Consider the following 23,784-nt stretch of genomic DNA (forward strand, 5'->3'; position numbering starts at 1 on the left):
TCGCCGCCACCCACGCCCGACCGACGGTCACGTCGCTGCAGCGCGTAGTGGCCAAATCATCGGTGAGCCACCACCACGTGTCAAGTGATGACCATCAATGGCCCACCGATGCCCTCAGGCCGTGGCAACGCCCAGCGCCAGGGGGGCCACGGCGACGAGCATGACGACGGCCGGCGTAACGACCCCCTTATTGTCGCCCGCACGGAGATGCGTGATCACGGCGCCCAGGAAGTACAGGACGACCCCGATCGCCGCCGCGATGCCCAGCGGGCGGTAGGCGATGCCGGCGAGCAGCCCCAGCGCGCCCGCGATCTTGACAAGGCCGAGGGGCAGGAACCAGCTGTCACGCACCCCGATCGCCTTGAGCGGCTCGACGATTTTCGGGTCGCGGACGATGTCGCCCCGAGCGGACATGAGCAGCATCAGGGACAGCAGGACAGCGATGACGACATAGGCGATGAACACAGAAGCTCCAAGGAGGCACATAGTGAACTGGCGTAGATAATCTATGCACATCAACGATTGACGTCAAACGACGATATCTCACTTGCTATGGTCGAACCATGGCTCCACGACCCGGCGGTACTGCCCCCACGACCAGCGCCGGCGCCCCCATGCCAGGGGCAGGCGACGCCTGCGGGATCGGCGGGCCGGAGTCCCGCCTCTCTCTGCTCCTCGCGAGGCACGGTGGCACGACCGACACCCGGATCCGTGAAGCACTCACCACTTCCGGCGTCACCCCCCGCCACGCCATCGTGCTGATGCACCTCGACGGCGGTGAGGTCAGCCAGCGCGACCTCGGTGCCCGGCTGGGGGTGGACCCCAGCGTCCTGGTCGCTTTGCTCAACGCGCTGGAGGACCGCGATCTGGTGCGACGGCGCCGCGACCCGGCCGATCGCCGCCGTCACATCGTCGAGATCACCGAAGCGGGCGCGGCCGCCGTCACCAAGCTCGACGCCGCCATCGCCCGCGTCGAGGCCGACCTGTTCGCCGACCTCACCCCGCGCGAGCGCGAGACCCTGCACTCACTGCTGGCCCGTGTCCGGACAGCCCAAGCCGACGCCTGCGCGGCGCCGCCGGACACAGACTGCTGATCCGTGAGGCGATCCGCGGCTTTCGCATCGAGCGAATCACCCGGCTCGAGATCCTCGACGAGGTTCCGCCGCCCCGCGACCCGGCGCTCCTCGAGGCCGACCTCGCGCGCTGGCCGACGCGGCGCCTCGGCTGAACCGCCCGAGGGGCGGGTTCCGGTGACGCCCGACGCTGCCGGCGTGGCCGAGGCACGTCGCGAGGGCAACCGTCATCCCACGAAGAAGGTTCCGGCCGTGAAAATCAGCAGGAACGTCGCGTGAAGCGTGACGCCGACCACCAGGATTGCCCGGTCCATCCAGGGGCGAGCGCCCAGCCGGCCCAGGACGAAGAAGATCGCCAGCACTTCGAGCACGTAGCGAGCGGACGACATCATCGGCCGGAACCATGACGTGGTGGACATCAGCAGGACGAGACTGAGCGCGCCGTGCGCCGTCAGGTACATCTGGTCGCGGCGGAATCTGAGCGGCCCGGCCACGGACAGCGCCAGCAAGGCCACCACGAGCAGAAAAGTGCCGGCGTCGGTGATGGCACCCAGAGTGTCCGCACTCAACAGCCCACCCTGCGCCTGTTCGACAGCGCTCACCCACGCGACTCCCGGCACGGTGTATTGCCGTCCCCACTGATCCTGGGCGGCGCTGAACGCCATCGGGTCCCCCAGCGCGAACAGACAGTACAAGCTGTAGATCGCGGCTCCCAGCGGGATCAGCGCCAGGCTCAGCACATCGGGGCGCAGGCGGCGTGACGGCCGGCCGACCTGGCGGAAGTATTCGACGGCGAGCGGCAGCACCAGCAGGACACCGAACAGCCGGGTGGCCGAGGACAGCGCGCCGAAACAGCCGGCCCACCACCAGCACCCACGCCGTCCGGCATACAGGGCACCGGCCATGAGCAGTATGAACAGCGACTCGTTGTAGCCGATGAACAGGAAGAAGCCGGTCGGAAAGGCGGCCAGGTACCAGGTGGCCCGCTGCGCCACCCGAGGGCCGAACTCAAGGTCAGCCAGCCGGTGCACCACGGCCAGCGCGCCGAACGCCGCGACGTTGGCGACCAGCAGAGCGGCAACGAGCGCGCCGCCGGGGACAATCGCGTCCGTAGCCCGGATCAGCACCGGATACAGCGGGAAGAAGGCGGGAGATCCTGGATCAGTGCCATAACCCGACTCGGCGATCCGCAGGTAGTGTCCGGTGTCCCACCTGTTCAAGCTGGTCAGGAGCTCCACCGCCGCGGGCGCCGGTCCGCCGCCATCGCGGGGCAGCCCGGCCAGCATCTGAACCGCCAGGTGAGCGACGGTGACCACCGACCACACCACCCCGCCCGTCAGCAGAGCCCCGCGCCAGCCGGGGCCTGATCCGTCAGGAGAACGGGACGGTGCGGGGACTGCGACCGGCGGTGCGAGAAGCCCCGTCACGACGGCTTCCGCGGGTTGGCTGGGTGCGGCGGCACCGGAAAACCGCCGGGCCTCCCCGAACCGAGCAGGGACGGGGCCGCAACCCGGCCGATACCGATACGTCTCATACTTTCGTGACGTATGCCTGCTTCCCGCGGTTGCACGCGCGCCGGTGCATCCGACGTCCGCCGCCCCGAGGATCAACCAACGGCAGTGACGGTCAAAATATCCCCGCGCGGGCAGAGCAGATGGCCGGACACACCCTGGCAGGCCTGCTCGGCGAGCCGGTCAACCGTGCCGAGGACGGTCTGCCGGCCATCGGCCAGGTCGAGGCGGTTCACGGCGGTGCGATCATCGGGCGTTCCGGTGGCGCGCAGCAGGATCAGCGAACCGGCCGGGCCGGGCACGAACGCCTGCTGGCCGCCGAGCGGACGGCCGATCGTACGGCCGGTGGCCGCGTCGACCAGGACCGTCGTGGCCGAGGCGAGGTTGGCGGCGGCGGAGAGCAGCAGGCGGTCGGCGCCGAGGTCCCAGACGAAGTTCATGTCGTCGCGCCGCCAGATCTGACGGCCGGTGGCGGGGTCGCGGCCGGCCACACCGCGTACGCCGGCCGTGCAGATCAGCGGACCGCAGGTGGTGACGTAGCCGATCAGCTCGTCGGACCGCCACAGCGGGCGCAGGTCGGCCGCGCGGTAGATGGTGGCAGCGGTCTGGGCCGACGCCGTGCGGATCACCACCAGCTGGGTGCCGACCGGGAAGAACGTCGCGGAGTACACCCCGTTCCAGGGGATGCGGCTGCGGTGGCGTACGGCACCGTCGTCGTAGCCGTAGACGGTGGCATCGCCCGTGGGGGTCACCGTGACCACCGAGGTAGGCCGGCCACCCTCGGTGAGAGTTGTCCACTCCTCGGCCGGGGTGATCGACCGTCGCCACACCTGCTGGCCGTCCCGCAGCCCGACCAGGCGCAGGCCGGTGGTCGAACCGGACTGGCCGGCCTCGGCGAGCAGCACCCCATCACCCACCGACGACGGCGAGGAGGTGCCGGCGGACTGCCAGAGCCGCTCGCCGGTGGCCGCGTCGAGCGCCATCGTGCGGGGGCCCGGCGAGGACGAGGTCAAGCCGATCGACGACGGGCCGGTAGTCACCAGCACGACGCCTTCGACGGACCGGATCCCGTACGCGTCGCCGGTCGGTGTGCTCCATCGCAGGCGGCCGGTGTGCAGGTCGAACGCGACAACCTCGGCCGGCCCGGAAGGACTGCTGCGATTCAGGTAAACGGTGTCATCGTCCACCGCCACGGTGTCGCTGGGCTGCAACGCCGTCGTCCAGAGCGGCCGCACCAGCGACGGCGCCGGCGGCGTGGAGGCGGTCATGGCGGCCAGGCCCACCGCGGTCAGAACGGCCAGCGCCAGCCGGCGCAGCCGCGGCAGGTTGACGGGCGCGGCAGCTGCCTCGGTGGCAGCCCCCGCGTTATCGAGGTCAATCAGAGTCATCGTCAGCCGACCACCGTCACCGCGCACGCGTGCCGCATCTTGTAGGCAACATAGCTCGTCTTCGTGCCGGTGACCGGAGTGGTCAGGGCAGGTCCTCGGCGGCGTCCTTCAACGAGGTCAGGGCTCGGCGGGTCTGGGGCGTGTCGGGGAGCACCGCGAGAAGCAGGGGAGCGGTCGAGAACGCCGACTGGTGGACCATCATGCGGCGCACCCATTCCATGCCCGCCGCCAGTTCGGCTTCGGGGTCGGTGGCGCCGCCCTGGCGCACCCAGTTGCCGAGGGCCGAGCGGTGGATCGCGTCGATGAGGGCGGCGAGGGCCATCGGCTGGAACGGGGGCGCGTCGGGTGGGAGATGGTCGCGCAGGTAGGAGCGGGTCAGCACCACGTAGCGCTCGTGTTCGACGACCTCCCGTTTGCGCAGCTCGGGCACGATGCGGGTCAGTTTGTAGCGCCGGAGGACGAGTTCGGGCCGGCTGAGGAATTCACGTAGCGACTCCTCGGTGGCCGCGATGACGGCCTCCACCGGATCTGTGCCTTCGGGCGCCGTCGCCAGACACCGCTCGACCAGGCCGAGGCGCTCGGTGTGGTCGGGAAATACCAGTTCGTCCTTGCTTTCGAAGTGCCGGAAGACGGTACGGCGGGACACGTTGGACGCCTCGGCCACGGCTTCGACCGTGACGTTCGCGTACCCCTCCTTCAGGAACAAGGCCATCGCCGTTTCCGAGATCCGGTACTTGGTGTCGAGTATTTTCCGCGAAGTCACCGACAGGTGCCCTCTCCTGTGGCCCGGACTGTGGTCTGGCGAACTGTAACTCTGCACAATGCGGCGGGCGGATCATCGGCGGCGTGCCGACGCACGTCGCTGCCGCCGGGCATTCCACCGGTGGCGGACGGTTCCCCAGATTCCGCGGCGGAACAGCAGCACCACGAGGACGAAGACCGAGCCGGTGATCAGGTCGATGCCGTTGAAGCCGGAGGAGGCGAGGTAGTCGGCGAGCATCACGGTCAGGAACGCGCCCACGATGCCGCCCCACAGCGTGCCGATACCGCCGAGAACCGTCATCAGCACGACGTCACCCGAGGTGGTCCAGTGCAGTTCGGTCAGCGCGACGAACCCGTGGTTGATGGCGAACACCCCACCGGCCAGTCCGGTCAGCCCGGCGGAGAGCACGAAGGCGATCGCCTTGTATCTGTCGGCGTCGTAACCGAGTGCCCGGGCGCGCGGCGTGTTGTCGCGGATCGACACCAGCACTCGCCCGAACGGCGAGTGCACGATCCGCCACGCCGCCCACATGCCGAACAGCAGGATCGGCAGGGCCGCGTAATAGAAGTAGAACGACTCGGTCTCCACCAGTTCGATGCCGAAGAACGACCGGGGTACGCCTTGCAGCCCGTTCTCGCCGCCCGTCAGGTTGCTCCACTGATAGCCGATGAAGTAGACCATCTGCGCGAAGGCGAGGGTGACCATCGCGAAGTAGATCCCGGAGCGGCGCACCGACACGAACCCGATGGGAAGCGCGAGAATCATCGCGAAGACCGCGCCACCGACGACGGCCACGGGAAACGGCACGCCGTAATGCGTGGCGATCAGGCCGGTCACATAGGCCGAACTGCCCCAGAACGCCGCGTGCCCGAAGGAGAGCAGACCGGTGTAGCCGAGCAGGATGTCCAGGGCGATCGCGAACAGCGCCAGCGCCACGATGTCCATCGCCACCGGCGGATAGACGAACCAGGGCAGTGCCAGCGCGGCCACCAGGCCGGCAGCCAGCAGGATCCATCGCAGCCTCGGGTTGCTCGCGGCCACGGGGACGTCGGCCCCGGCGGGCGGGGCCTCGGTGATCACGGAGTGGCTCACGTTGTCGCCTCCTGGCGTCCGAACAACCCGGCCGGCCTGATCAAGATGACCAGGGCCATCAGGACGAAGATGAGGATCTGCGCGAACGTCGGGGCGTACGCCTGGCCGAAGGCCTCGACCAGGCCGACCAGAAAGCCCGCGACCACCGCGCCGACGATCGACCCGAGGCCTCCGATGACCACGACCGCGAACAGGATGATCGCGAAGTTGTTGCCCATGTCGGCGGTGATCGCCCGGAACGGCGCGGCCAGCACACCGGCCAGGCCGGCGAGCGCGACGCCGAACCCGAAGACCGGCGTCACCCACCGGCCCACGTTGATGCCCAGGGCCTGGGCGAGCTCGGGTTTCTCGGTCGCCGCCCGGACGATCATGCCGATCCGGGTCCGCGTCATCAGCAGCCAGACGAGCACGCACACCGCGACCGAGAACAGCAGGACGAACAACTGGTAGCGCGGCAGCACCACGCCGGCCAGGTCGACGCGTCCCTGCAGCCCGCCCGGCAGCTGGTACGGCAGCCCGGAGACGCCGTACCGCTGCTTGACCAGCTCGACCAGCACCAGGGTGAGGCCGAAGGTGAGCAGCAGGTTGTAGAGCGGATCGAGCCGGAGCAGCCACTGGACGAGCAGCCGCTCCACCACGACGCCGAACCCGAACATCAGTACCGGCACCACGAGCAGCGACCACCACAGCGTGAGATCGAGGGTGTCGAGCAGGACCGCCGTGGCGACCGCGCCGAGCATGTAGAACGCGCCGTGCGCGAAGTTCACCACGCCCAGGACCCCGAAGATGACCGCCAGACCCAGCGCCGCCAGCGCGTAGAAGCTGCCCGCTGCCAGCCCCTGGACGACGTACTGAAGGACCGCGCTCATGGCTTGATCGAACAGCCGGACGCCTCGGCCGGCGGGAACCCTTCGGCCGCCGGAATCTTGGTCACGATCTCCTCGTAGTCCCAGGCCTCCTTCACCTCGCCGGGCTTCTTGACGCGGGCCAGGTTGGCGTCGTGGACGACGGAGTGGTCCTGGGCCCGGATCTCGCCGTTGCGCAGGAACACGTCGTTGACCTTCTTGCCCTCGAGGTTCGCGACCACCTCGTCGGCGTCGTCGGTGCCGGCTGCCTGGACCGCCTCGAGATATTGCAGCGCGGCGGAGTAGTTGCCGGCGTGTTCGAAGCTCGGGCGGGACCCGGTCCCGGCCAGGAACCGGTCGGCCCAGCCGCGGGCTTCGGCGTCCATGTTCCAGTACCAGGGGTCGGTGAACAGCGTGCCGGCGAACTGTTCCACGCCCAGCGAGTGGATGTCGTTGATGAGCATCAGCCCGACGGCCAGCTCGACGCCCTTGTCCTTGAGCCCCGACTCGTTGAATTGCTTGACCAGGCTGATCAGGTCACCGCCGGCGTGCATCGTGCCGATCACGTCGGGATTGCTGCTGCCGGCCTTGGTGAGGAAGGTCGCGAAGTTCTCGTTGGGGAACGGCGTCGGGATGGTCTCCTGAACCCGTCCGCCCGCCTTCGTGACCGCGTCGGTGAAGGACTTGGTCATGTTCTGGCCGAACTCGTAGTCGGGGAAGAGGATCGTCCACTTCTTTCCACCGTTGCGGGTGACCGTCGTGCCGGTGCCGTTGGCCAGCAGATAGGTGTTGTACGCCCACTGGAACGTGTACTTGTTGCACTGGGCGCCGGTCAGCGCGGTGGTCGCCGCGCTCACGTCGAGAAACAGCTTCTTGTGGTTCTTCGCCTGGTTGGCGACGGCCAGGGCGGCGGAGGAGGTCGGCACGTCCAGGATGACGTCGGCGCCGCCGCGCTCGTACAGCTCGGAAGCCTTGGTGTTGGCGATGTCGGGCTTGTTCTGGTGGTCGGTCGAGGTCACCTCGATCTTCTTGACGACCGCCTTGTCGCCGTACTTGGCCTGATAGTCGGCCACGGCCATCTTGACCGCCTTGACGGAGTTCGGCCCCGACGCGTCCTTGTAGATCCCGGACTGGTCGTTGAGGACGGCCAGCACCAGCTTGTCCCCGGTGAAATCACCGCCCGAGTTTCCGGGGCCTCCGCCGCCGCAGGCGCTCAGCAGCAGGGTCACCGTCAGGGCCGAGGCGCCGGCCCATTTCCGCTTGCTCTTCATGGTGTTCTCCCCAGTCGGTCAGATGCCGAGGTGTTTGAGCAGGTCGCCCTCGCGGCGCCGGAACTCGTCGTTGTCGAGGGTCTCGACGATGCGGCCCTGGCTGAGCAGGTAGTGCCGGTCGGCCACCGTGGCGGCGAACTTGACGTTCTGCTCGATCAGCAGCACGCCGGCGCCGGTGGCCTTGATCTCGCGGATGATCGCCCCGATCCGGGCCACGACCACCGGGGCCAAGCCTTCCGAGGGTTCGTCCATGAGCAGCAGACGGGCGCCGGTACGCAGCACGCGGGCGATGGCCAGCATCTGCTGCTCGCCACCGGAGAGGGTGGTGCCGGGCGCCTTGCGGCGCTCGGCGAGCACGGGGAAGGCCTCGTAGACCTGCGGCAGCGCCCAGGCACGGTCGCTGACCGTGGGTGGCAGCAACAGGTTCTCCTCCACCGTGAGGCCGGCGTAGATGCCGCGGTCGTCCTGGACCCAGCCCATGCCGGCCCGGGCCCGGCGGTGGGCCGGCAGGCCGGTGAGGTCGCGGCCGTGCAGACGTACGGTGCCGCCGGACTGCCTGTGCAGGCCGATCAGGCAGCGGACCAGGGTGGTCTTGCCGGCGCCGTTGCGGCCGGCCAGCGAGACAACCTCGCCCTCGTTCACGCGGACGTCCACCCCGTGCAGCGCCTGAGCCTGGCCGTACCACGCCGTCAGTCCGGTGACCTCAAGCATGTTCGGCCTCACCCAGGTACGCGGTGATCACCCGTTCGTCGTGACGGACCTCGTCGTAGCCGCCCTCGGCCAGGATCCGGCCCTGCTGCAGCACGGTCACCCGGTCGGCCAGACTGCCGACGACGTGCATGTTGTGGTCGACGAACACCACGGTGCGACCGGAGGCGAGGCGACGGACCAGCTCGATGGTGCGGTTCACGTCTTCGATGCCCATCCCGGCCGTCGGCTCGTCGAGGAGCATCACCGGCGGGTCGAGAGCCAGGACCAGGGCCAGCTCCAGGGCGCGTTTCTGCCCGTACGCCAGAAGTCCGGCCTGCTTGTCCGCCAGCGGCATCAGTCCCACCTGATCGAGCAGTTCGTCCACGCGGGCCCGAGGCCGGCCGAGCAGTTTCTCCGACCGCCAGAACCGGAACCCCTGCCGGCTGTGCCCCTGAAGAGCGAGTTCCACGTGCTCGCGGCTGGTCAGGGTGTCGAAGAGGCTGGTGATCTGGAACGAGCGGGCCACGCCCCGGCGGGCGACCCGTTCGGGCGGCAGGCCCGTGACGTCCTCGTCGAACACCGTGATCGTCCCGGACGTCGGGGCCAGGAACCCGGTCAGCAGGTTGAACAGCGTGGTCTTGCCCGCACCGTTGGGACCGACCAGCGCGTGCACGCTTCCCTCGCGAACCTCCAGGTCGACCGAGTCGACCGCCCGGAAACCCCGGAAGACCTTGGTCAAGGCCCGGGTACGGATCGCCACCCGGCCGCCCGGCGTCACGCGGTCCCCTGGGCACACCCGAAGCTCTGGGCCCGCGCGGGATCCCCCGAGCGGTATCTCGGCCAGCCCGGGTATTCGCAGAGCGGACGGGTCCGCCCGTCCCAGGGGTCCTGCACCACCGGCCGGGCCGGTGGCTGCCCGTCCCGCACCCACCGTTCCAGGGCGGACAGCGAGTCCCAGGTGGCGGCGAACGCGGGTGCGCCGAAGTTGGCGTGATTCGCGCCCGGCGCCACGTAGTACCGCAGGAACGCGTTGGTCTGCCGGGCGCCGACCGTGGCCAGCACGCGCCGGTAGTAGTCGTTGGTGGACCGGTGGGAGACCAGCTCGTCCGCGGAGCCGTGCATCAGGATCAGTCGTCCGCCGGCCCGCGCGAAGGGCCGCAGGTCCGCATTGTTGCGGTCCTGGATGGTGGAGAGGTAGCTGATCCGGGGGAGCCACTTGCCGGGTCGCCGCGGGTCCACATCGAGGGAGTTGTGTCCGGGATCCCGGGTCAGGAAGTACTTCACCCACTGATCCCAGTATTGGAACCCGTACGCGCTGGTGGCCGGCATGGGGTTGGCGGGCGCGGTGGTGCCGAATCCGAGATAGGGCGTCCTCATGTCGGCGCCGGACAGGAACGGGAATCCGGGGTAGTACTGCTCGCCGCTGGCGAGGCGGTACGGCCAGCGGAACGGTGTGGACGCGGCCGTCACCGAGGCGATCTGCGGGTCGGACAGGCAGGTGGGCCCGGTGTCGGCGCCGGCCGGGCAGCGGAGCACCCGGGGGTTGAAGTGGCAGCCGCCGACATTGGAGATGACCTTGTCCTTGACGCCGTCGCGCCCGTCGCAGGCGGCCATGACGCTGTTGTAGAGCAGGGTCTGCTTGGCCGGTCCGGGGAACGCGCCGGGCCGGGACATCACGTGCGCCAGGTATCCGAGGTACAGGGCTTCGGCCGTGTTGTTCCAGGCGGGGTAGGCCGAGATGACGCCGTCGAACGCGTCCGGCCACCGCTGCGCGACGACCAGAGCCTCGCGGCCGCCGGTCGAGCCGCCCGCGAAAAAGGTCCGGCCCGGTCCGGCGCCATAGCCACGACGGATGAGGTACATGGCGGCGTCGTGGGTCTTCTTGAGCGCATCCCCGGCGGCGAAGTTCCGAAGAGCCTCGTCGTTGCGGCCGAACGACCCGTCCAGAGACCCGGCCGGCCCGGCCTGATGCCCGGAATCGCCGGCGTACGTCGCATATCCCCGGGCCAGGGGAGTGGGCGAATCGGGACGGCCGAACGGCACGTTCTGGGCGATGTCGGGGATCGTTCCGTTGTAGCCGCCGCCGCCGAACATCATCGTGTCGCGGTTCCAGCCGACGGGCATCGCGAGCTGCAGCCTGATGTCCGGAGCGGCCGGGTCCCCCGGAAAGAGCGACGCGCCGACACCGCAGTACTCAACGGTCCGGCCGCTCACCACCCGGGTCACCAGGGAGGCGGACTCGACGCGGCCGCCGCGGGTCGGCAGGCTGATCGCCCTCGCCGGAATCGCCGTTCCCGCCAGCTCCGCGCATCTCAGCGCCGTGCTCACCGTGGCCGCGGCCGGGCTCGGCCCGAAGGCCACCGTCGCGCTCACTACCGCGGTCGCTACTAGTGCCAGCATTCGACTCATTTGCGAACCTCCAAAAGAGCACGCTGTGCCGCCAATGCGAGAAAGCACGGCACTGAGTGCCATTGACTGTGCCATGGGTCACATTCGACTGGCAAGGGAATCGGCCGGCCAATGTCCGCAAAGGACTATTGATCTTGGTCGATCCGTTTACGGGCCGGCGAACCGCTGGCGCAGCGTTTGTTTCGACCACTTGCCGGTGGCCGTCTTGGGTATCTCGGTCACCATCTCGACGCGCTCGGGGATCCACCACGACGCGACACGGCCACGCAGATAGGCCCGTACGTCGTCCGGGGTCAGACGCACTCCGTCGGTGGGCACGACGCAGGCCACCGGCCGCTCGCCCCAGCGTGGATCGGTCACGCCGATCACGGCCGCCTCCTTGACCCGCGGATCGGACATGACCGCGTTCTCGAGCGCGACCGACGAGATCCACTCGCCGCCGGACTTCACCAGATCCTTGGAGCGGTCAACGATGCGCAGATACCCCCAGGCGTCGATCGTCGCCACGTCTCCGGTACGCAGCCAGCCGTCCGCGGTGAACGCCTCCGCCCCGGCGTCCGAGCCGAAGTAGGCGCCGGCGATGGTCGGCCCGGCGACCTGGAGCTCGCCCTGGCTCTGCCCGTCCCGCGGCTGCTCCACGCCGTCGTCGGCGACGACGCGGAGCTCGGTCAGCGGCACGGCCGGGCCCGGGCCGCCGAGCACGAGCCGGCGTTCCTCGGTCCCGAGCCCGTCGTGGTGCGTTGCCGCCCGGGAGGTGGTGACGACGGGACTGGTCTCGGTCATCCCCCACGCATTGGTCAGCGGTATCCCCACCGCTTTCTCGTAGGCGCTGGACAGCGCGTCGTCGACCGCGCCACCCCCGCATGCGATGTGGCGAAGGCTGCTGAGGTCGTGGCCTGCGAGCACCGGGACCAGATCGCGCCACACGGTGGCGACGCCCGCGCTGAACGTCACCCGGTGCCGGGACAGAAGCGAGACCAGGTCTTCCGGATCCCGGAGCGGTCCGGGCAGAACCAGGTCGGAACCGCTCTGCATGGCGGCGTACGGAAGTCCCCACGCGTTCACATGGAACATGGGCACGATCGGCGCGACCACGTCCCGTTCGCTCAGCGCGAAGACGTCCGCGCCGAGAAGAAGCAGGCTGTGCAGCACGATCGAACGGTGACTGTAGAGGACGCCCTTGGGATTGCCCGTCGTCCCGGAGGTGTAGCAGAGCGAGGCGGCGAGGTTCTCGTCCTGGATCACCTTGTCGAGGGGGGCGTCGGCCGACGCGGCCAGGAGTTCCTCGTAGTCGAGCACGCGCGGGTCGTCCGGCAGCGGCATGTCGCCGCCGTCGTCCATGACGATGACGTGGCGCACCGAGCCGAACGACGCGACCATCGGCCAGATCACCGGCAGGATCGTCCGGTCGACGAACAGAACGTCGTCGGCGGCGTCGTTGACGATGAACTCGATCTGGTCGCGGTGGAGCCGGTGGTTGACCGTGTGCAGGATCCGTCCCGAGCTGGGGATGGCGAGGTAGAGCTCGACGTGACGCCGGCTGTTCCAGGCGAAGGTGCCGACGCAGGCCCCGGCGGGCACCCGCAGGTTCTCCAGGGCTCGTGCCAGTCGGCGGACGCGCGGGCCTACCTCACGCCAGGTGGCCACGGTCTCGGTCGCGCCGCCGGTGACGAGCCGCTTGTGGCCGAACTGGGTCTCGGCCCGCGACAACAGCGCCGGGATGGTCAACGGGCGATCCTGCATCAGTCCGCGCATCACCGCTCCTCGCCGGTACTCCGCTGGGGCGAACTTTAGGAGGGCGCGAGATCGGCCGGTGAGAGGAGATGTCCACACTGTCCGGCGCAGTACGGTGGAGGACACGTACACCCGCAAGGGAGGGCCGGCGATGAGCGACGTGCCCTATCGGGTCCGCCGGGAGCGCGAGCTCAGCGCGTTGTACGCGACCGCCCGGTCGCTGACCGCCCTCGGCGAACTGGACGAGGTCCTGGACTCGATCGTTCACGAGGCTCACGCCCTGATCGGCACCGACTTCACGTACCTCTCGCTGCGCGGAACGGACGACGAGCTGACGCTGAAGGCGTCGGAGGGCACCATCTCCCCGGCGTTCAAGCACGCCCGCATGCCGTCCGGAACCGGCGTCGGCGGCCGGGTCATCGCCACCGGCGCACCGGCCTGGGTCAGCAACTACCTCGAGGCCGCCGACGTCCCCCACGACCGGACGTTCGACGGCCTCGTCGTTCCGGAAGGCATGGTCGCGCTGCTCGGCGTACCGCTGCTGGTCGGCGAGGAGGTCATCGGCGTCCTGTTCGCCGCCGACCGCACCGAACGGCCCTTCGAACCCGACGAGGTCGCGCTCCTCAGCGCTTTCGCCGACCACGCCGCTGTCGCCTTGAACAACGCCCGGCTGTACGAGGAGAGCCGGGCCGCGCTCAAACAACTTCAGACCGCGTTTCACACCATCGAGCGCCAGGTGGCGATGATGGAGCGGGCCCAGGCCGTACACGAAGCGCTGACCCGGGTGGTGCTGACCGGGGGAGGGGCCGGCGACATCGCCCGGCTTCTGGTCGAACGCCTGCAGGGGTCGGTCACGGTCTTCGACCGGGCCGGCGCCGTCACCGCCCGATGCTCACCCGGCCCGCAGAACGGGCCCACCGCGCAGCGGCCGTCACCGGACGCGGTCGAGCAGGCCCGGCAGTCCGGCCGGTGGGCGACAACCACCGACGGCGCCGGCCTCTGGCACAGCGCGGCGGCGATCCAAGCCGGGGACACCAACCTCGGCGCGCTGCTGCTCACCCGGCGCCAAGAGCCCAGCCCGGTCGACATACGCACCCTCGAGCGCGCGGCTCAGATCATGGGCCTGCTGATCCTCAAGGAGACCGCCGTCGCGGAAGCCGAGGAACGGGTCAGCGGCGAACTGCTGACCGAACTGCTCGTCTCCGCGCCCCCGCTGACGCCGGCCCAGCACGCCCGGGCCCACGTACGCGGCATCGATCTCACCGCTTTGAACGTGGTCGTCGTCGCGCAGTCCGACACGAAGACCGTGCCCGAGGTGAGCCGCCGCCTGTACGCACTGTCCTCGGAATGCAACGGGCTCGCCGGCGAACATCTCGGCCGCGCCACGCTTCTCGCCCCGGCTCCGGATCCCGCCCGGCTCGCCGAAACGGTCCATGCTCGCCTTCGCCGGGAACTCGGATCGCCGGTGCGAGTCGTCGCCGAGGCGGTCGCCGGTCACACCTGGGGACCGGCGTTCGACATCGCCGGCAAATGCTGCGACCTCATGCGGACCCTGGGCGTGACCGATCAGGGGTCCACGACCGAGCCGTACGCGATGTTCGCTCTGTTGTTCGACACCGGGCGCGCCAAGGACCTGCACCGGTTCCTCGACAACGCGCTGAAACCGCTGCTGGCCCACGACGAACGACGGTCGACGCATCTGGTGGCCACCCTGTCCACCTACTTCGGCCACGGCGGCAACGTCGCCCGGACCGCCGCCGCGCTGCACGTACACGTGAACACTCTGCTCAAGAGACTCGACCGGGTCGACAGCATTCTCGGTAAGGGCTGGCGCGCTCCCGATCGGGCCCTGGAACTGCAGGTGGCACTGCGGCTCTACGACCTGGGCGCGCAAGGGGATCAGAGGCCTTCCGCGTAGGCGGCGAACTGGTCGAGCAGGCTGTGCGGGGCGCGTTCGTCGAAGCAGAGCTCGAGGTTGCGGGCCGCTTCCCCGGCGGCTTCGGCGCTGCGGGGGAACAGATCCCTTTCGTACGCGGCCAGGGCGGCCTCTATGTCGCCGGGGTGCGCGGCGATGGCCTGGCCGAGTTCGGCGCCGTCGAGCATGGCCAGGTTGGCGCCCTCACCGGCGAACGGCGACATGAGGTGGGCGGCGTCGCCGAGCAGGGTGACGCCGGGGATCCGGTCCCAACGATGCCGGACGGGCAGGGCGTTGATCGTACGGGGGACCAGGGCGCCGTCCGCCTCGGTGATCAGGGCGTGGAACTGCGGCGCCCAGTCGGCGAACTCGTCGAGCAGAACGGCTTTGCCCCTGTCGGTGTCGGTCCAGTCGACGGTGCCGGCCCAGCCCGCGGGTTTGGTCAGGGCGACGTAGATGTGCAGGCTGCCATCGGTCTCGGCGTGGGCGAGGAAGCCCTGACCGGCACCGAGCGCGAACAGCATGCCGGCGCCCACCGTCTTGGCCGGGCCGGGGTGGCGCCTCACGGCGTCGTGGTGGTCGAGCTCGATGAAGGACACGCCGGCGTAGGCGGGCCGGGCGTCCGACAAGAGTGGCCGTACCCGTGACCAGGCGCCGTCCGCGCCGACGAGAAGGCCGGTGGTGACGGCCGACCCGTCGGCGAACGTCAGCTCGTGCTGACCGTCGCCCAGCTTTGTCACCGCGGTGACCTTGGCGCCCCAGCGGATGGTGCCTTCGGGCAGCGAGCCGAGCAGCATCCTGCGTAGATCACCGCGGTCGACCTCGGGGCGGGCGCCGGGCTCGTCGCCGGGCTCGTCGTTCTCATCGGTGTACACGGTGCCGTGCTTGTCGAGGATCCGGGTTGCCTCCCCACCCGGGTGGATGATCTTCCGGAACTCGTCGGTCAGGTCGGCGGCCTTGACCGCGACCTGGCCGTTGTAGTCGTGGATGTCGAGCATTCCGCCCTGGGTGCGAGCTTCCGGTGAAGCGTCCGACTCGTAGATGGCCGACTCGATGCCGTGGACGTGCAGCACCCGGGCAAGCGTCAGGCCGCCCAGGCCGGCTCCGATGATGGTGACCGGTGTGGTCATGTCTTCCTCCAAGATGTTGTATTACGAATTCGTTCCTGACGAACATGTTCGTGACGGGCGTGCGACCCTCTCGCCGTTCAAGGCAAGAGGGGCCCGTTAGTCGCCGGCGCCTTGCGCGGGCACCGCGACGGTGGAGATGCCGGTGATCAGGACGTCGAACATCCAGGTCAGCCGCTGCGCTCCGGTGCCGGAGAAAAGCTCGTCGCGGGCGCGGGCGATGTTCGGGCAGTTCCCGTCCGCGGCGTCGGTCAACGCCTCGACGAAGGCGTCCTGCTCGGCTTCCGCGTCGACAGCCTCGCCGCGGACGCCGTGTTCGGCCGCGGTGGCCGTGCCGTGTTGCAGGAGCAGGTCGACGCCCCACGCCGCCTGCGCCACCGGCACCCCACCGACGTGCAGCAGCCCGAGCAGCGCGTCGACAAGGCGCACATAGTTCGGGCCGGACGGGCGCAGCGTCAGCACCGATCGCGCCAGGCCGGGCTGACCGAGGAGCAGTTGCGTGTACCCGGTCAGCAGCCCGATCAGCTCCGCACGCCACCGCTCGCCCACGTCGGCCGGGTCGGCCACGTGGAGGCCGGTAAGCAGCTCGTCGAGGATCGCGCCGTGCAGCTCCGCCACGTTCTGCACGTAGACGTACAGCGAGGCCGGGCCGGTGTCGAGCTCGGAAGCCAGCCGGCGCATCGTCACCCGCTCCAGACCCTCCTCCCGCATGATCCGCAACGCCACGGCGACCGCGCCGGCCCGGCTCAGCGGGGGCTTGGCCGGCCGATCGCGGCGGCTGACGGGAACTCGGCGAGGACTCATAACACGATCGTAGCGAACATGTTCGTGATTGGCGACCCTGCTCTGCCAATACTGACGGCGACCTATGTTTCCTCCTTGTGAGCGAGTTCACCCATCGCTATGGTCTGTCTAGCGGTTCAGGCAGTCCATCTAGCGGACCGGTGACCGTCAGTCTTCGACGACGGGACTCCGCCTCCGGAGGGAGTTCTGGGTATGAACAACCACTGGCTCAAAACGGTGGTGCCCATCGCGGCACTCGCGATCCTCGCGCCGGTGTCGGCGCTGGCGATCACGGGTTCGTCGAACGGGCAGCACACGAAGCCGACCGGCATCGATCCCGTGTACGGGGTGTGCCGGGGGGTCGACCCGGCTTGCTACAGCGACTGGGGCACCCAGCGCGACAACAAGGTGCTGGTGTACTCCCGTACGGCGGGACCGCGGCACGCGAATCTCGGGCAGAACCTCGACCCGGACAACGCGAGCCTGCAGGGACTCGCTCTTCCCCGCCCGTACGTGATCACCCACGATCACAGTGATCCGGCGGCCTGGCCGCGTCCCCTGAACAGCTCCAACGTGGCGCAGCTGGGGTTGGTCAGGATGCTCGAGGCCGACGGCATCGAGGTCCACGTCACCGAGGACGTGCAGGCCATCGAGCGGCTGAACTCCAGCTACAAGGCCGTCATCTTCATGAGCCCGACCCGTGACACGTTGTGGAACCACGCGCGCGGCGCCCAGGGCGGCACCCGCCTCGACTGGGCCCGGGAGTCACTGCGCAAGTACATCCAGGGCGGCGGCGGGTTCGTCGGGGTCCACAACGCCTTCGGGACCGAGTACGGCTGGCAGTGGTACGAGGGGCTGCTGGGCAACGCGAACTACTACAACCACGGGCGCAGCCAGCCCGGCGACGTCGTCGTCGTCAACGACCGCGACGTGTCGACCAAGGGTCTTCCGCGACGCTGGGGATTCTCCGACGAGTGGTACAACCTGGTCCCGTTCCCGACCGGCGTGAACTTCCTGGCCACCGTCGACGAGCGGACGTTGCCGGACGGCGCGGGCGGGGAGGGGTCGCATCCCGGCCACGGTGACTTCCACCCGGTCACCTGGTGCCAGTTCTATGACGGCGGCCGCTCCTGGGTCACGACTCTGGGCCACGACGCGGCTGCTTTCCAGGAGAACTCCGCCTTTCCCGGCGCGGCCCAGTTCCAGGCCCACCTCGAGCACGGCATCAAGTCGGCCATGGGCCTCGAGCCGTTCTGCACCCCGGCCAAGCGCAAGTAACCACAGCGGAAGGTGATCGATGAAATCACGAATTCTCCTGGCGGCCGGGCTCACCGTGGCTGTCGCCGTCGGGCCGTCGGCCGCTTTCGCCCGGGACGCCCGGGTGGGCGTCGAGCGGGCGGAGCCGCCGGGCCTGGAGCCGACCGGCGCCGACATGCCGGCCGTCGGCGGCAACCTCGCCAATCAGCACTACTCGGGACTGAAGCAGGTCACCAAGCGGAACCTCGGCAAGCTCGGCCCGGCCTGGCGTACGCACGTGTCGGCGGTCGCTCCGGCCAGTGACGACGTCGGCCAGCAGACGACCCCCATCGTCGCCGACGGGGTCATCTATCTCGACACGCCCCGCGGGGAGGTGATCGCTGTCGACGGCGTGACCGGTGCGCCCAAGTGGAAGTGGGCGCCGGAGGGGTTCGGCACCGTCGACACCCGGCGCGGGGTCTCGCTCGGCGAGGGCAAGGTCTTCACGCTCGCCGAGGGCGATCGCATCGTCGCCCTCGACAAGGACACCGGCGCCCAGGTGTGGGTCTCGCAGCCGGCGGTTCAGGCCGGCGTCGACCTCGGCAACATCGATCGGGTCGCGACCGTCTACAACGACGGCATCGTCTACGCCCACGCGGCCAACGGCAACCGCGCCGCGGTCGTGGCGGTGCGGGCCCGCGACGGCGCCTACCTGTGGCACTTCTTCGGCGGGCCGGAACGCGGGACGATCTACACCGACGTCAACGGCCGATCCGTCGACGCCGGCGCCACGTGGGGCCCGGTGCTGCCCGACGGCACCGAGTGCAACCTCGAAGGCGGCGCCACGCCGTGGATCCACGGTGCCGTCGATCCGGGTCTCGGCCTCTATTACATGACCTTCGGTAATCCGCGCAGCTGCCGCAGTTCCCAGGACGGCTCGCTGCGACCCGGTGACAACCTGTTCTCCACCACGATGGTCGCGGTCGACATGAAGACCGGCGCCTACAAGTGGCATTACCAGTCGATCCGCCACGATGTGTGGGACATGGACAACGTCCACCCGCCGACGCTGGCCGACATCAGGGTCAAAGGTCAGTTGCGCAAGGTGGTTTTCTACGGCAGCAAGTCGGGGCACCAGTTCGTGCTCGACCGCACCAACGGCAAGCCGGTGCTTCCGGTCGCCGACAAGCCGATGATCCAGGACTCGCGGCAGAACAACGCCGGCACCCAGCCGTTCCCGGCCGAGCGCCTGCTGCCCGAGTGCGTCGTCTGGCAGAAGCTGGATCCGCGCAACGTCCCCGGTGATCCCTGGCGCGCCGTGCCCAATTACAACGGCTACCAACCGGACGCGGACGGCGACCTGGTGTTCAACCCGGACAGCTACGTCAAGGCGGACGAGCCGTTCCTGACCTATCCCAAGAGTTCTGCCCCGGACCACCGCCGGGGTTGCATGTACGACCCGCAGTGGGATCTGCCGATCCTCTCGACCACCAGCCCGAACGGCGGTGGTGACTGGTCGAACGACTCCTACAGCCACAGCACGAACATGGTCTACTTCCCGTACGGCACCAACCCGGTGGCGCATTGGAACGGCGCCGCGTCCAACGGGCAACGGGCGATCGGTCAGTACCAGACCGGCGGCATCCTGGCCTACGACGCCTCGACCGGCAAGGTGAAGTGGCGCAACCACCTCGGCACCGACATGGCCCACGGTCAGGGCCCTCTGACCACCGCGAGCGACCTGGTGTTCGTCGGTCAGATCGACGGCCGTCTGCTGGCGATGGACGCCCGTGGCGGCGACGTGCTCTGGCAGTTCCAGACCGGATCGGGCATAGCCGGGGCCCCGATCACCTACATGGCCGGCGGTCAGCAGTACGTCGCCGTTCTGGCCGCCGGGTCGACGAACCCGTACGGCGGCTCGGTGACGCAGGGCGACTCGCTGTGGGCCTTCAAGCTCGGGGGCACGTACGCCACCGAGTCGGGCAGCCAGGAGGGCCCCGACACGGCTCCGCTGACGATCCGCCGTCCCGTCCAGGGCGATCCGGTCGAGGGCGCGACCGTGAACAACACCGTGTACCTGGGTCGCCAGGACCGCACCACCGACACGGCCGCGGCGCGGGACAGCACCTCGCAGCGCGGGATGGCGCCGACTCACCTGCGGGTGCCGGTGGGAACCACGGTGACCTTCCTGAATCCGGGGGCGGAGACCTTCCCGGCCTTCCCGAATCAGAAGCCGCACTGCGCCACCCAGTATTTCGAGGGGCTGTTCAATCCTCGGCTGGAGCCCGGGCAGCGTTCCGAGTTCACGTTCGACCGCGCGGGGGAGTACTACTTCAACGACTGCACCGATCCGCGGCCGGCCGGCAAGATCGAGGTCTACCTGACACCGCAGGAGCTGCCGGGCGCGCTGCGGTTGCCGCCGACCGTCGACCTCGGATCGAGGACCGGCACCTTCACCGGAGTAAAGGGTCTCGTCACGGCGGCGCTGCAGCTTCCGGCCGGCTATCGGCTCGACGGCGACGTCGTCCTGCGGACCCCGTTGTCAGCGACCCCCGTCGAGGCCCGGCAGGCCAGGGTGGTCGGTCGCACCCTGGTCGTGCTGTTCGACAAGGCCCGCCTCGACAACAACGTGCCGGAGGGCGATGCGGTGCCGTTGACCCTGGTCGGCAACTTCCTCCACGACGGCGTCCAGAAACAGCTCACGTCGACGGCGACGGTGCGGATCGTCAAGTAGGACCGGCCCCGCCCGCGGTCAGCCGAGGAAGGTCGGCCGGACCGCGGGCGGGATCGGGCCCTTGTTGCGCCGGCCCTGGCCGGTCTCCTCCCAGGCGTGGGCGAGGATGCCGACGCTGCGGCTGAGCACGAACAGGCCCCGCGCCAGCGGGGCGGGGAAACCCAGCTCGGCGTAGATGACAGCGGTGGCGCCGTCGATGTTCATCGGCACCGGCCTGCTGCGGCCCCGGTTGAGGGCTTCTTCGACGGCGCGGGCGGCGCGCAGATGCTCGCCCTCGATGATCCCCTCGGTGACGGCCTCGTCGACCAGCGCCAGCAGCGGGTCGCGGCGAGGGTCGTGAGTGTGGAAGCGGTGGCCGAAGCCGGGCAGGTAGCGGATTCCGCGGGCGCGCCGGTCGGCGATGACCTCCTCGGTGGCGGTCGGCAGCGCCTGGCCGCCGGCTACCCGCGCGCGGATGTCGTCCAGCAGCATCACGCATTCCTGCCCGGCGCCGCCGTGCGAGTCGCCCAGCGTGTTGATGGCACTGGCCATCGCGTTGTTCAGTCCGACGCCGCAGGTGGCCGCCATCCGGGCTATGGCAATGGAGGGCGCGTGGGGTCCGTGGTCGACGCCGGCGACGAGGGCGGCATCGAGCAGGCGGCCCTGCCCGGGGCTGGGCCGACCGCCCCGCAGCATCAGCCAGATCATCGAGCCGAAGCCGACCGTGCCGATGAGGTCTTGTATGGGGAATCCGCGCAGCTCGATCCGGTTGGGCTCGACGCGCGAGACCGATGTGCCCCACCAGTCGGAGACGTCCTGAGTCGTCATGAACCCGACCCTACCTATGGTCCGATCAGCGGTCCATAAGGTCCGCCTAGCAGTCTGTGGCGAGCGCGTGAACAAGGGGCTTGACATCGATACGCATGCGGGCCCATAACTAACGTACTGGTTCGTACAGTGGGCGGGAGGTCGGCGATGACCGATCGAGCGTTCCGCTCCGTCGCCATCGGTGCGGACGTGATGTGATGCGGCGATCAGCGCGTCGCGTCCGCCGCCGGTATCGCGGGCCGTGCGGTGCGCCAGCGGTCCAGCAGCTCCGGCAGTTCGGCGTTGTGCTCGCCGAGGGTGGGCGGGGCCGACGTGGGCGACAGTGGCCGGCCGTCGAAGAGCACCCCGCTTCCGGTGACCCGCACGGCGTCGCCCGCCGCGCCGGCCGGTGGCGCCAGCTCGGTGACGAAGTCCCGGCTCGCGAGCTGCTCGGACTCCGACGCCTGGGCGACGGTGAGGATGCGCGCGGCCGGAACGCCCGCCGTCGACAACACCTGTTCCCAGTCGGCGGCCGGGCGCCGGCGCAGCGCCTCGTTCAGCAGGTCGTTGAGCTCCGCGCGATGGCGTTTGCGGGCCTCCCGGTCGGCGAAGCGGGGATCGGTGATGAGGGCGGGCCGGTCGACGAGCCGGCACAGGGTCTCGAACTGCTCCTGACGGTTCGCCGCGATGTTCAACGGCCCGTCCGCGGCCTGGAACGTTCCGGAAGGGGCGGCGGTCGCGTTCTGGTCACCCATCGGCTGAGGCTCGACGCCGCTGATCAGATAGTTCGAAAGCGGCCAGCCCATCGCCGACAGCGACGCCTCGAGCATGGACACGTCGAGGTATCGGCCCCGGCCGTCCCGGCTGCGCCCGGCCAGGGCGGCGGTGACCGCCAGCGCGGCGCTGAGGCCGCCGACGGTGTCGGCCACCGGGAAGCCGACCCGCTGGGGGGCGGTCTCCGCGGTGCCGGTGATGCTCATCATCCCCGACAGGCCCTGGATGATCTGGTCGTAGGCGGGGGCCTGGCTCATCGGCCCGTGCTGGCCGAACCCGCTGATCGCGCAGTAGACGAGCCCGGCATTGAGTTCCTGCAGCCGGGACCAGGGGAAGCCGATCCGGGCCAGGACGCCGGCCCGGTAGTTCTCGACGAGCACGTCGGCGTGGGCCACGAGCTCTTCGAACGTCGCACAGTCGGCGGTCTGCTTGAGGTCCAGCTCGATCGATTTCTTGCCGGCGTTCTGGGCCAGGAAGGACACGCCCATGCCGGCCCGGTTCAGCTCGGGGTCCGCACCGAGCCGGCGGGCCAGGTCACCGCGGCCCGGTATCTCGATCTTGACCACCTCGGCGCCCAGCAGGGCCAGGTGGTAGGTGCAGTAGGGCCCGGCCAGCACATTGGTCAGGTCGAGAACGCGGACACCGTCGAGCGGACGGTCCTGCATGGGCGATGCTCCTTCCGGTGTCCCCGGCCCGGCCGCTGCCGGGCCGGCCGGGGGCTAGAACGACGAACCCAGGGGATGATCGAAACCGCGCTCGTTCATCTGCGCGGCCGCGGCGAGCAGCGCCTCGGTGAACGCGGCGACGCGTTCCTCGGTGAATCGCACGGTGGGCCCGCTGAGGGTCAGGGCCGCGACGACGGTGCCCGCGCGCCCGACGATCGGCACGGCGACCGCCGACAGGCCCTCATCGCGCTCACCGTGGCTGACGGCGAATCCGCGATGCTCGGCCTCGTCGATCCATTCGCGCATGCGCCGCACGTGCTTCTCGCCGTACGGCGACGATCGGGCCACCCGCTCCAGCAGCGCCGGGGTGGCGTTGCGCAGCAGCACCTTGGCCGAGGCGCCGGCCCACAGCGGCAGCTCGTCGCCGACGTGCACCACGTGGCGCAACGGCTGCGGGCTTTCCTGCTGGGCGATGCACACCCGGACGACGTCGCGGACGACGTAGACGTTGACGGTCTCGCGCTCCCGTGCCGCCAGTTCGCGCATCATGCGCTGCGTCTCCGGCGGGAGTTCCCAGCTGCGGCGGGCCAGGTGAGCCCACCGCCAGAGCCCGGGCCCGGCCATGTAGCCCGAGTTGGTGGCCCACAGCAGTCCGCTCTGTTCCAGGGTCTGCACGAGGCGGATCACGGTGGTCTTGGCCAGCCCGGTGGCCGCGACGATGTCGCGTACGGCGATCAGGGGCCGCTCCTCGGTCAGCAGCGCCAGGATGTCCAGCGCGCGCTGGACGCTGCGTACGCCCTGGTTGTCGCCGGACTCGTCAGTGGCCGGGCGCCGGGTCGCGGATGTCACGGTGACTCACTCCCTTTCGTCGCGCCCCGGGCGGCCGGGATGCGATGCGGCCGCGCGATGCGGCCGGTGCTGGTGCGGACACCCCGATTGTGCCGTCAGCGCCGCCGTGTCATCGGTACGTAACTTTTCCGGCTCGGCC

At 69.7% G+C, this 23,784-nt stretch carries 20 protein-coding genes; 4 read left to right on the plus strand and 16 right to left on the minus strand.

From position 1 onward, the window contains the following. Positions 1-114: 114 nt before the first annotated feature. Complete coding sequence (locus ACZ3I4_RS20575; protein WP_465383566.1) at positions 115-465, minus strand: DoxX family protein; 351 nt, start codon at positions 463-465, stop codon at positions 115-117. 98 nt (positions 466-563) lie between these two features. On the opposite strand from ACZ3I4_RS20575, the gene ACZ3I4_RS20580 reads away from it, so the two are divergent. Continuing rightward, positions 564-1,094, plus strand: coding sequence for a MarR family winged helix-turn-helix transcriptional regulator (locus tag ACZ3I4_RS20580; protein ID WP_465383567.1), 531 nt, complete (start codon positions 564-566; stop codon positions 1,092-1,094). A gap of 206 nt (positions 1,095-1,300) precedes the next feature. Here ACZ3I4_RS20580 and ACZ3I4_RS20585 read toward each other — a convergent pair whose 3' ends face one another. The 10 genes from ACZ3I4_RS20585 to ACZ3I4_RS20630 form a co-directional block, all read right to left on the minus strand. Next, positions 1,301-2,389, minus strand: a complete 1,089-nt coding sequence (locus tag ACZ3I4_RS20585; protein WP_465383568.1) for a mannosyltransferase family protein — start codon at positions 2,387-2,389, stop codon at positions 1,301-1,303. A 290-nt stretch (positions 2,390-2,679) separates the two neighbouring features. Then, positions 2,680-3,972: an outer membrane protein assembly factor BamB family protein gene (locus tag ACZ3I4_RS20590; protein WP_465383569.1), complete on the minus strand. Its 1,293-nt coding sequence runs from the start codon at positions 3,970-3,972 to the stop codon at positions 2,680-2,682. A gap of 82 nt (positions 3,973-4,054) precedes the next feature. Further along, the gene (locus ACZ3I4_RS20595; RefSeq protein ID WP_465383570.1) at positions 4,055-4,684 is read right to left on the minus strand and encodes a TetR/AcrR family transcriptional regulator; all 630 of its coding nucleotides are present in this window, start codon (positions 4,682-4,684) and stop codon (positions 4,055-4,057) included. Between the two features lie 123 nt (positions 4,685-4,807). Continuing rightward, on the minus strand, positions 4,808-5,827 hold the full coding sequence (locus ACZ3I4_RS20600; protein WP_465383571.1) for a branched-chain amino acid ABC transporter permease: 1,020 nt from the start codon (positions 5,825-5,827) through the stop codon (positions 4,808-4,810). After that, a complete protein-coding gene (locus ACZ3I4_RS20605) occupies positions 5,824-6,696 on the minus strand; it encodes a branched-chain amino acid ABC transporter permease (protein ID WP_465383572.1) in 873 nt (290 codons plus the stop codon). The genes ACZ3I4_RS20600 and ACZ3I4_RS20605 overlap by 4 nt, the downstream gene beginning before the upstream one ends. Continuing rightward, a complete protein-coding gene (locus tag ACZ3I4_RS20610) occupies positions 6,693-7,943 on the minus strand; it encodes an ABC transporter substrate-binding protein (RefSeq protein WP_465383573.1) in 1,251 nt (416 codons plus the stop codon). Before ACZ3I4_RS20610 ends, ACZ3I4_RS20605 begins: the two co-directional genes overlap by 4 nt. An 18-nt stretch (positions 7,944-7,961) precedes the next feature. Beyond that, on the minus strand, positions 7,962-8,654 hold the full coding sequence (locus ACZ3I4_RS20615) for an ABC transporter ATP-binding protein (RefSeq protein WP_465383574.1): 693 nt from the start codon (positions 8,652-8,654) through the stop codon (positions 7,962-7,964). Beyond that, positions 8,647-9,411, minus strand: coding sequence for an ABC transporter ATP-binding protein (locus ACZ3I4_RS20620; RefSeq protein ID WP_465383575.1), 765 nt, complete (start codon positions 9,409-9,411; stop codon positions 8,647-8,649). Before ACZ3I4_RS20620 ends, ACZ3I4_RS20615 begins: the two co-directional genes overlap by 8 nt. Continuing rightward, on the minus strand, positions 9,408-11,042 hold the full coding sequence (locus tag ACZ3I4_RS20625; RefSeq protein ID WP_465383576.1) for a tannase/feruloyl esterase family alpha/beta hydrolase: 1,635 nt from the start codon (positions 11,040-11,042) through the stop codon (positions 9,408-9,410). Before ACZ3I4_RS20625 ends, ACZ3I4_RS20620 begins: the two co-directional genes overlap by 4 nt. Positions 11,043-11,189: 147 nt before the next feature. After that, entirely contained in the window at positions 11,190-12,797 is a 1,608-nt protein-coding gene (locus tag ACZ3I4_RS20630; protein WP_465383577.1) for a long-chain fatty acid--CoA ligase, read from the minus strand. A 130-nt stretch (positions 12,798-12,927) separates the two neighbouring features. On the opposite strand from ACZ3I4_RS20630, the gene ACZ3I4_RS20635 reads away from it, so the two are divergent. Further along, complete coding sequence (locus ACZ3I4_RS20635; protein WP_465383578.1) at positions 12,928-14,694, plus strand: helix-turn-helix domain-containing protein; 1,767 nt, start codon at positions 12,928-12,930, stop codon at positions 14,692-14,694. Here the strand turns inward: ACZ3I4_RS20635 and ACZ3I4_RS20640 are convergent. Further along, the gene (locus tag ACZ3I4_RS20640) at positions 14,676-15,821 is read right to left on the minus strand and encodes an FAD-dependent oxidoreductase (RefSeq protein WP_465383579.1); all 1,146 of its coding nucleotides are present in this window, start codon (positions 15,819-15,821) and stop codon (positions 14,676-14,678) included. The two genes, ACZ3I4_RS20635 and ACZ3I4_RS20640, sit on opposite strands and share 19 nt — an antisense overlap. Before the next feature lie 96 nt (positions 15,822-15,917). Continuing rightward, positions 15,918-16,622 carry a TetR/AcrR family transcriptional regulator gene (locus ACZ3I4_RS20645; RefSeq protein WP_465383580.1) on the minus strand — a complete coding sequence of 235 codons (705 nt, stop codon included), beginning with the start codon at positions 16,620-16,622 and terminating at the stop codon, positions 15,918-15,920. Positions 16,623-16,814: 192 nt separating this feature from the next. Between ACZ3I4_RS20645 and ACZ3I4_RS20650 the strand changes: the two genes are divergently transcribed. Both ACZ3I4_RS20650 and ACZ3I4_RS20655 read left to right on the plus strand, forming a co-directional pair. Further along, entirely contained in the window at positions 16,815-17,879 is a 1,065-nt protein-coding gene (locus ACZ3I4_RS20650) for a ThuA domain-containing protein (RefSeq protein ID WP_465383581.1), read from the plus strand. Between the two features lie 19 nt (positions 17,880-17,898). After that, positions 17,899-20,571 (plus strand): outer membrane protein assembly factor BamB family protein, encoded by a 2,673-nt coding sequence (locus ACZ3I4_RS20655; protein WP_465383582.1) that lies wholly within the window; start codon positions 17,899-17,901, stop codon positions 20,569-20,571. An 18-nt stretch (positions 20,572-20,589) separates the two neighbouring features. Here ACZ3I4_RS20655 and ACZ3I4_RS20660 read toward each other — a convergent pair whose 3' ends face one another. The 3 genes from ACZ3I4_RS20660 to ACZ3I4_RS20670 form a co-directional block, all read right to left on the minus strand. After that, positions 20,590-21,378: a citryl-CoA lyase gene (locus tag ACZ3I4_RS20660; RefSeq protein WP_465383583.1), complete on the minus strand. Its 789-nt coding sequence runs from the start codon at positions 21,376-21,378 to the stop codon at positions 20,590-20,592. 206 nt (positions 21,379-21,584) lie between these two features. After that, positions 21,585-22,796, minus strand: a complete 1,212-nt coding sequence (locus ACZ3I4_RS20665; protein WP_465383584.1) for a CaiB/BaiF CoA transferase family protein — start codon at positions 22,794-22,796, stop codon at positions 21,585-21,587. A 54-nt stretch (positions 22,797-22,850) separates the two neighbouring features. Continuing rightward, positions 22,851-23,645, minus strand: coding sequence for an IclR family transcriptional regulator (locus ACZ3I4_RS20670; protein ID WP_465383585.1), 795 nt, complete (start codon positions 23,643-23,645; stop codon positions 22,851-22,853). Positions 23,646-23,784 lie beyond the last annotated feature (139 nt).

It is taken from the genome of Actinoplanes sp. NPDC021490, assembly GCF_055562135.1.